We start from the raw sequence: 8330 nt of genomic DNA, 5'->3' as shown, positions 1-8330 counted from the left end.
CTATTCCGTAGATCTGGGTACGTTCCCACGCGTTACTAACCCGTCCGCCGCTCACCCGAAGGTGCGCTCGACTTGCATGTGTTAGGCCTGCCGCCAGCGTTCGTTCTGAGCCAGGATCAAACTCTCAAGTTGAAAAGCAATTGCTTGCTTATCCTTGACGTTCGAACCTCTGCACATCGGTCCAACCGGCTGGTTGGACCAGTTTACCGTTTGGTTGTGCTTTCAGTTACCAAAGTAACCAGAAGCCGTCCAAACAGTGAAGCTGACACTAGATTATCGGGTTGCCCCTACTAGCGCGATATGAAGAAGTTTGATCCATCGAATGAACCAAACCGCCCACATATCTCTTCAGTGTATATCAATTTCAAATAGCGTAGAGACAAAAGTGACAGTGTGCGCCCTAACTTGTTTGGCGCGCCCCGCCTCAGATACCTCAGATTTTCTTATCCACCGTCTGGCTTTCTGTCTGCGTTTCCGCTTCCGTCTGGCCTGTCTGGCGTCCCGTTGGTGCATCTCAGCGCCGCCGGTGAAGTGGGTTCTACGGTTAGTGGCGCAGACCCGCAACCCCTTTTTTCAACAAAAATGCATTTTTTCTGTTTTTCCTGATTTTTCCATGTTTTTCATAGGTTTAAGTAAGAATTTTTCTTTGGACCTTAGGGCAAACGCAATTTTATTGCGGTCCCGAAACCCGTTTACCCCCTACATATAGAGTTATCCACAGCCCTATCCCCAAGAGGTCCTGTGAATCTGCCGCTTTGCGAACTGAATCGCGCCAAGACTCGGATGAATCGCTCTGCGATTCACTCAAAAAAGTCGAAAAAAACGTCTCAGCCTGAAAATGAATCGCTGACTCGGGGTGATTCACAGCATCACAGCGCGGTTAAATGGGGCAATGACTCGAAATAACCGCGTCAAACCGCCCGAATATTGGGCGAATTTCAAAGGCCACGATTGAACCGGGTGTTTCAAATCACCGGAATCGACAATTCTCGACGGTGCGCCCACCACATCACTGATTTAAAGCCGCGTCATTGAACATCAGCGCGCGCGCCATATTGGCCAAATGAGTGAATTCACCTTTTGGGCCTTAGGCGCACGGGCCCGGCCCTTTGATCTTTATAGTCGGTCAGGCGACGGCCTTCATAATGGCCCCGGGAATCTCTGCCATAATAACTGCGCCTTTTTCATCGGAGGGCGCCACGGCCCAAATCCGGCCACCCCGATCTTCGATCAAGCGCTTTAATCCAAAAAGACCAAAGCCGGATCCCACTTTAAACGTACCCTCAGAGAGGAATACAACAGAGGGGTCATCGAACCCCTGTCCGTTGTCCGACACTCTCAGTGTGACAAAGCCCGAAGGCGCATCAACCAGTTGCACGTTAATCTCGGCCTGATCGCCTGCATATTTGATCGCGTTGTCGATCAGGTTCTGCAGCAAGATCCGCAGCAGCATCGGATCTGTTTCCACCACAACTGCATCGCCCCAAATGGAATGCCGCCCCTGCGGGTCCAACACCATAGAGATATCACTACACACCTCACACAGTTCTACGCGAGCCAATGTCTCGCGCAAATCGCTGGCGCGCGCGTAGTTCAGCATATCGTCGATCAGATTAGAGGCTTTGGTTGCGATGTCTTCCAACATGTCGATCATTTCGAGCTTGCCGTCCCCGTGATCGACAAAATCCTCGCGCAGCAATTCTGCTAACATCTGGACATTGCGCATAGGTGATCGCAAGTCATGGGCCGCAAAACTCATGAATTGTTCCATCTGCTGCTTCATATCCAGATGGTGTGTATAGTGTTGCACCAGACGGTTCTTGACCTCTTGCTGATCAGTAATGTCGTTCATTGTGGCTACGATCCGCACAATGCCGTCTGCATCTATAGGCGCACGTCGTAAAGAGACATCAAACCAAGATGGTCCCTGAGGCAGGTCCATATGGCACATACTACGTTCGGCGCTGCCATTGCGGTGCACGGCAATCATCATCTTTTCTAACATGGCCGCCGAGCGCGCGTCGAACACCTCGGTCAAGGACCTCCCCTTGCAGTGGGCTTCGTCCATTTCGGCCACAACGCACCAGGCGTCATTGGCGCCAACCACATTGAAATGCCCCGCAGGGGTCAATTCCAAGATAAGGACGGGCACAACAATCTGTTGATATATGGCAAAGTTTTGCGCCATTGCGGTCTCCACTGAGTCAGTGGAGCCATTAACAGCACGCGCCCTTACTATCGCGTTAACGTAAACTTAAAGTTTTAAGCAGTGCGCGCAGCCGTGCGTTGGGCCAGCTTGGGCGTAACCCTCAGAACCAACAACACCACGATCGCAGCAGTATATAGGATCGGCTCCATTTGCAGGCCTTTGACCAGCCATAAGAAATGTAGCGCCCCCAATAAAGCCGCGACATACGTCAGCTTATGCAATTTGCGCCAGCTCGCGGCCCCCATTTTACGCAGGGACATATTGTTCGACGTGATTGCTAAGGGCAGCATCAAAACAAACCCAGCCATTCCGACAGTTATATATGTTCGCTTTACGATATCGCGCCAGATCTCGGACAATACCTGCACATCCAGCACCAACCACACCAACAAATGCGCCAGAATGAAGAAGAACGTCAAAAGGCCGATAGCGCGGCGGAACTTCAACAGGTTCAAGCCAGCATATTTGCGCAAAGGCGTGATCGCCAATCCAGCAATCATCAATTGCAGCCCCACTAGGCCATAAGCATGTTCCAACGCTTTGATCGGCTCGACACCCAATCCACCAGTCAGGCCCAGATAAAAGAGCCACGCCGCATAGGCAGCGCCTACTATATACAACGTCCAAGCTGGCACTTTGCGCAGGGCCGTGTTGAGGGGGGCTGCGATATCCATCAGAACTGCTTGCTCAAATCCATACCAGCATAAAGACCTGCTACTTCGTCTTCATAGCCGTTGAACATCAGTGTCGGTTCGCGCTTGGCAAAAAGACCACCACCTATGGTGCGGTGGGAGGCCTGAGACCAACGCGGATGATCCACAGTTGGGTTCACGTTGCTGTAAAACCCGTACTCGCGGGCATTGGCCATATTCCAGCTGGTGGGTGGCTCGTCCTCGGTCAGGGTGATCCGCACAATCGACTTGATCGATTTGAACCCATATTTCCACGGCACAACCAAACGGATCGGCGCGCCGTTTTGATTTGGCATCGGCTGGCCATAAATCCCCGTGGCCATCAAGGTCAGCGGGTGCATCGCCTCGTCCAAACGCAAACCTTCGCGGTAAGGCCAATCCAGGCTGCGGGTCCGTTGACCGCGCATTTCCTCTGGCCGCACCAAGGTTTCAAAGGCCACATATTTCGCGCCACTTTGAACACCTGCTTTTTCGAGAATGTCTTTCAGCTCGAACCCGTTCCAAGGCACAACCATGGCCCATGCCTCGACACAGCGGAACCGGTAGATGCGTTCTTCCTCGGTCAAACCTTCGGTCAGTTGGGCCACACTGTATTCACCGGGGTTATCAACCAGACCGTCTACCACGATCGACCATGGATCTGTGGTCAAAGCGCCCGCATAGGTCGCGGGATCCGTCTTGCCTGTGCCGAACTCATAAAAGTTGTTGTACTGCGTGATCTCTTCAAACGTGTTGGGTTGAAGATCAGCCGCCATCGCAGGGCTCATAATGGAAGCCGCAGCCATCCCAGCCGCCCCCGCCATCAACTGGCGACGGTTCAAAAACGCCGCCTTAGGGGTGACGTCATTATAAGTCAGAGTGTTTTTCCAGCGATACGCCATGGGTCGGCCTCCTTAAGTTTTGTTCGTTGTTACCTAAGTCGGGCCCATTCCAAAGCAAAACCACCACACCTCACGACAAGGTTTACGGTTGTAACAATTGGCTGGCCTGTGGATTTGAGTATTTTGGGAAAAAAGAAACCGCAGGGGCCGCGCGTTTGATGCAGCCCCCCTACGTGTGTGGATCTGGCCACTATTCCAGCGCGCCGCCCCCTTTGATCCAAGCTGCAACACCGCCGCTTAAGTTCACAACGGGGGTCAAGCCCATGTCGATTGCAACCGTTGCCGCCAGCGCGGAGCGACCACCTGAGGCACAATAGAAGACGTATGTTTTGTCTTGGTTGAACTCTGGCTTGTGGCCCGGGCTGTCTGGATCGATGTGGAACTCCATCATGCCCCGGGACGAGGCCACAGCACCGGGGATCATGCCAGTTTTGGCCTGTTCCGTTCCATCGCGCAGATCAACAAAAACATGATCAGGTGATTGAACCAATTCCAGAGCGTCTTCTACCGATAGGGCGGGCACTGCGGCGAGGGCATCTTTGACGAGGTCTTTGGCATGTTTGGTAATCTTTTGCGGCATGGTATAATTCCTTTCGCGATGCTGCTTTGGTCAGAGTTAAATCGCCAGATCCAATCGTGGCTTTCGGAACGGGCGGAACACCTCGACCATAGCGATGGATTGAACCGACTTTAAGATCTCGGCCAGACAAACGGCGCAATAGTCATATAAACGATCAATGTCAGCGTCTGGCATCTAGGCTGAGTTGATACGCCTTCGGCCTACCCGCCACTTTGACGCCGTCCACCTCGGGCGCTTTGCACAGAAGGCCACCCATCCAAACCTGCCCCATTAGAACCGGATTATGCGGTTCACTGATATCATATTGCCGCATGTCACCAGTCACAGGGAGTGGCCATTCTGGATGCGGCCCGTTTTCCACATCGATGATCTTTGCCCCGTCCCATTTCCCTACATCGGTTTTCCAGAAAGGGATCACGTTCGAGCTAAGGGCCGCACCGCAAAACACATGGGATCTGTCGGGGTCATGCAGAACCTTAACCTCTAGGGGAATTAAACCGTCCTTACCAAGATACATAGTCTCGACCGACCCGAAGGATCTGGAGGCCGATCCCCCGAGCGCGTCGCCCAAACTGCAGCTATTCCTGCGGATGCAGCACGTTCATAGGCACCGATGTCCCATTGGGTTGAACAATACGTACATGATCGCGGCGCAATTGCCGCGGTTCCGAGACACCAACAGAATGTGCAATCGTTTCGACCTCTTTGACAATCGAGGCCGCATATTTGGCAACGTTTTTATATTTCTCCTGCGGCACCAAACCTTTTTGAAACCGCGGGTCATGGGTGGTGATCCCTGTGGGGCACGTATTTTTGTTGCACTTCAGGGCCTGAATACAGCCCATCGAAAACATGAACCCCCGGGCCGACGTGACAAAATCAGCGCCCGCCGCCATGGCCCACGCAATATCACCGGGATTGACCAACTTGCCACTGGCCACCAACCGGATCCGGTCCTTAAGACCCGCTGCATCGCGAAGAGTGGCAATCATCGGCAGGGCTTCGCGAATAGGCATGCCAACCAAATCCATCAACGGCATCGGGGCCGCCCCTGTACCACCCTCACCACCATCGATGGTGATGAAATCGGGCGCACTGTTTGCACCGCGTGACAGGATCAAATCAAAAAGCTCTACAAACGGGGCAGCGGCCCCCACTACAGTTTTAATGCCCACAGGTTTGCCTGTGACATCGCGGATATGGGCAATCATATCCAAAAGATCCTCAAAATCGTCGACCCCATCATGGCGATTGGGCGAAATACTGTCTTGGCCTGCATCAATCCCACGGATCTTTGCAATTTCCGGTGTGATCTTGGCGCCCGGAAGGATCCCGCCCTTGCCCGGCTTTGCCCCCTGCGCCAGTTTGATCTCGAACATGCGCACGGTCTCGTGGGCCGCCACTTCGGTTAGCTTTGCATCGTCAAGTTTGCCATCCTTGGTGCGTACGCCGTATTTGGCCGTACCGATCTGAAACACCACGTCACAACCGCCTTCCAGATGAAACGGGCTGAGGCCACCCTCGCCCGTGTTCAACCAAACCCCGGCTTTGGCGGCACCGCGACTAAGCGCCTGCACCGCAGGTTTTGAAATCGCGCCGTAGCTCATGCCAGAAATATTAAAGATCGATTTGGCCACAAAAGGCGTCTTGGCGTTTGGGCCAATCAGCATCGGTTCGGAACTGGCGAACTGATTGTCCAAAGGAGGAAAAGCCGCGTTCACAAACAAAGGCGTCCCAACCACACCAATGTTCCGGGTTGATCCAAAGGCAATGGTGTTACCATGCCCATCGCCTGCCCGTTTGACCCATTCACGCTGGGCACGGTTAAACGGCAGCTCCTCGCGATCCATCGCAAAGAAATACTGCCGGAAAAATTCGCCCAAGGTCGAAAACAAATATCGAAACCGGCCCAACACCGGATAATTGCGCCGGACTGCATCTTCGGTTTGGGTCCGGTCGATCACGAACAGGATCAATGCCGCCAAAAACGCCAGCCCCACTACAAATACAAACAAGACAACCAGAACCTGAATGGCTGTTGCAGCGAAATTCATCAAAAACATACCGACCAACACCCTCGATTTAACCCTAGTTTACCCTTGGGGGCACTCTGCCCATTCCACCTCAAGCAGGGCAAGGGCAAAGGGCAGGGATTCGCCCAGCATCAACGTGGATTTGATCAATCGGACCCAATTGCGTGAACTGTTGGCCCAGCCGAAACAAAACCGTGAAACAAAAATACCCCATCGAAACCATTGTTGATCAATTCACTGCGTATTAACGCAAATTCACCATTTTTCTTGCCGCTGCGGCATCCACTGGAAAGATTGAGGCGAAATCGAGGCAAAAGAAGGGCCTCAGGATGGCGCGGCACTCGCACCATTAGACCCTGACGTTTCAACCCTAAGGACATGACCATGGCCCAATTCGCACAGACTATCTCAGCCCGGGGCGACCTTTCGATCTTGTCCGACCTGTCCACGGCCCAAGGCGGGTTCTACGCGCAACAAGACGCGCTTGGCACGGGCCAAACCGTTGTAGCCCCCAACGATGCAGCCTTTTTGGCCTTTGCTCAGTCCATCGGTTTTAGCGGCACGGATCTGGCGCAGGTGGCCAGCTTTTTGATTGCAACACTGCCGGCCGATACCCTTGATGCGATCTTGGGGATGACAATTACCACGAGTTATTTTGACAGCGACAGCCTGCCCGCGGCCTACACTGGCCAAGACGCCACTGTGACCTTGAATGCAGGCAGCGGGACGATCGCAGATCTGGACGCACAGACCCCAGATGCCAGTTTTGTCGCCGTAGATATTTTTGTGGACGCGGCTCTGGACCTACCCCGCGTCCTGCACATCGTTGACCAAGTAATCCTGCCTGCTGAACTGGACCTGAACGACCCAACTCCCGTCGCAGGCCCTACCGAATTTGACGACGATCTGGCCGGCACCGACGAAAACGACAACATTGATCTGCTGGACGGCGATGACATCTATGAGGGCTTTGGCGGTGCCGATTTTGTCAAAGGCAACGATGGCGATGACTTTTTGCAAGGCGGCAACGGCGACGACATCCTCAAAGGCGGCAATGGCCAAGACATCCTGTTCGGCGAAAAAGGCGACGACACGATCAACGGCGGTGACGGCAATGACGACCTCTTTGGCGGCTTGGGCAAAGACGTGTTGCGCGGCAGCGAAGGCAACGACCTGATTGATGGCGAAGGTGGGGCTGATGTAATCAACGGCGGCGCAGGCGCCGACACCCTTTATGGCGGTGCCGGGGATGACATTATTCTGGGCAAAAGCGGCGATGACGTAATCGATGGCGGCCGTGGCGAGGACCTTTTGCGCGGCAACGCAGGTGACGACGACCTCTTTGGGTTTCGTGGGCGTGATATCCTGTCCGGTGCTGACGGCAATGACCGTCTTGAGGGCGGCGACGACAACGACAAACTGCTGGGCGGCGACGGCGATGACATGCTGTTGGGCGGCCAAGGCGATGATCTGCTCAAGGCTGGCAAAGGCAACGACACGCTGGTCATGGACGCAGGCGAGGATACGCTGATCGGTGGCACAGGCGCGGATACGTTCGTGTTCACCACCAGCAGCGCCTCAGACGATTGGACGGCCAACGTTGCAGACTTCGTTATTGGAACCGACGATCTGATCATTGATGGTCTTGACCTGCTGGCTGCCTTTGACATTGGCCTGATCAACGAGGACGCCACTCAATTTACGGAAACCGGCGCGACCCTAGCCCTGACAACTGGCGATACCATTCTCTTTGACGGCATCACCGAGGCTGATTTCGACGCATATCTGGCCAGTCTCTTGCCCATTTTCCCAACTCCAATTTACCCGATAGATATTCCAATCGCGCTTTAACACCCAAGCCCTTTTTAGCACGACCTACCCCTGCCCGGCGTCGAACCCGAGCAGGGGTTTTTGCTGGCCAACCACACCTGGACC

General features: G+C 54.1%; 8 protein-coding genes and 1 rRNA gene (1 of these 9 running past the window's edge). 1 reads left to right on the top strand and 8 read right to left on the bottom strand.

Going from position 1 to position 8330, the window contains the following annotated elements:
• From ACIRQ6_RS00410 to ACIRQ6_RS00375, 8 genes are all read right to left on the bottom strand, one after another.
• Positions 1-132, bottom strand: a 16S ribosomal RNA gene (locus ACIRQ6_RS00410) (it extends 1330 nt beyond the left edge of the window).
• A 994-nt stretch (positions 133-1126) separates the two neighbouring features.
• A complete protein-coding gene (locus tag ACIRQ6_RS00405) occupies positions 1127-2188 on the bottom strand; it encodes an ATP-binding protein (RefSeq protein WP_420862157.1) in 1062 nt (353 codons plus the stop codon).
• Between the two features lie 74 nt (positions 2189-2262).
• Entirely contained in the window at positions 2263-2883 is a 621-nt protein-coding gene (msrQ, locus tag ACIRQ6_RS00400; protein WP_420862156.1) for a protein-methionine-sulfoxide reductase heme-binding subunit MsrQ, read from the bottom strand.
• Positions 2883-3782, bottom strand: a complete 900-nt coding sequence (msrP, locus tag ACIRQ6_RS00395; RefSeq protein WP_420862155.1) for a protein-methionine-sulfoxide reductase catalytic subunit MsrP — start codon at positions 3780-3782, stop codon at positions 2883-2885. The genes msrQ and msrP overlap by 1 nt, the downstream gene beginning before the upstream one ends.
• 190 nt (positions 3783-3972) lie before the next feature.
• A complete protein-coding gene (locus tag ACIRQ6_RS00390) occupies positions 3973-4362 on the bottom strand; it encodes a rhodanese-like domain-containing protein (RefSeq protein ID WP_420862154.1) in 390 nt (129 codons plus the stop codon).
• 36 nt (positions 4363-4398) lie between these two features.
• Positions 4399-4536: a hypothetical protein gene (locus tag ACIRQ6_RS00385; protein WP_420862153.1), complete on the bottom strand. Its 138-nt coding sequence runs from the start codon at positions 4534-4536 to the stop codon at positions 4399-4401.
• The gene (locus tag ACIRQ6_RS00380) at positions 4523-4879 is read right to left on the bottom strand and encodes a selenium-binding protein SBP56-related protein (RefSeq protein ID WP_420862152.1); all 357 of its coding nucleotides are present in this window, start codon (positions 4877-4879) and stop codon (positions 4523-4525) included. The genes ACIRQ6_RS00385 and ACIRQ6_RS00380 overlap by 14 nt, the downstream gene beginning before the upstream one ends.
• A 61-nt stretch (positions 4880-4940) precedes the next feature.
• Positions 4941-6416: an FMN-binding glutamate synthase family protein gene (locus ACIRQ6_RS00375; RefSeq protein ID WP_420863942.1), complete on the bottom strand. Its 1476-nt coding sequence runs from the start codon at positions 6414-6416 to the stop codon at positions 4941-4943.
• 363 nt (positions 6417-6779) lie between these two features.
• Here ACIRQ6_RS00375 and ACIRQ6_RS00370 point away from each other — a divergent pair, with 363 nt between their 5' ends.
• Positions 6780-8246, top strand: coding sequence for a hypothetical protein (locus ACIRQ6_RS00370; RefSeq protein ID WP_420862151.1), 1467 nt, complete (start codon positions 6780-6782; stop codon positions 8244-8246).
• The last annotated feature ends 84 nt before the right edge of the window (positions 8247-8330 follow it).

Origin of the sequence: Algirhabdus cladophorae (assembly GCF_044772865.1) — a bacterium.
Lineage (GTDB): Bacteria > Pseudomonadota > Alphaproteobacteria > Rhodobacterales > Rhodobacteraceae > Algirhabdus > Algirhabdus cladophorae.
The sequence above is the reverse complement of the archived record's forward strand: the minus strand, read 5'-3'. Positions and strand labels throughout refer to the sequence as shown.